Raw genomic sequence first — 567 nt, forward strand, 5'->3', positions numbered from 1 at the left:
CAGACGCTCGCCCGGCATGACGATATCGAGGTCGTCGGTGAGGCCGGGCTGGCCGCGGAGGCGTTGCGGCGGATTCCCGCGTTGCATCCGCACGTGGCGGTGTTGGACGGGCGGCTGCCTGACGGCAGTGGCATCGACGTGTGCCGGGAGGTGCGTTCGGCGTTGCCGGACGTGGCGTGCCTGATTCTGACCTCCTATGACGACGACGAGGCGCTGTTCTCGGCGATCATGGCGGGGGCGGCGGGGTACGTGTTGAAGGAGATCCGGGGCAACGACCTGGTGGGGGCGATCCGGACGGTGGCGTCGGGGCAGTCGCTGCTGGCGCCGTCGGTGACGCGGCGGGTGCTGGAGCGGCTGCGGGACGGGCCGAGCGAGGACCCGGCGATGGCGACGCTGAACCAGCGGGAGCGCGAGATCCTGCAGCTGATCGCGGACGGGTTGACGAACCGGCAGATCGGCACGCGGCTGGGCCTGTCGGAGAAGACGGTGAAGAACTACGTGTCGAGCATTCTGGAGAAGCTCGGCCTGGCGAGCCGTACGCAGGCCGCCGTCTACCTGATGAAGCAG

General features: G+C 69.5%; 1 protein-coding gene. It reads left to right on the plus strand.

Annotated elements, in window-relative coordinates; translation table 11 throughout:
• Window positions 1–567: response regulator transcription factor (locus MXD62_RS09995; RefSeq protein ID WP_248829058.1), on the plus strand; the 567-nt coding region annotated here is incomplete at both ends.

The sequence above is a fragment of the Frankia sp. Mgl5 genome, from assembly GCF_023242985.1.
Taxonomy (GTDB): Bacteria; Actinomycetota; Actinomycetes; order Frankiales; family Frankiaceae; genus Parafrankia; species Parafrankia soli.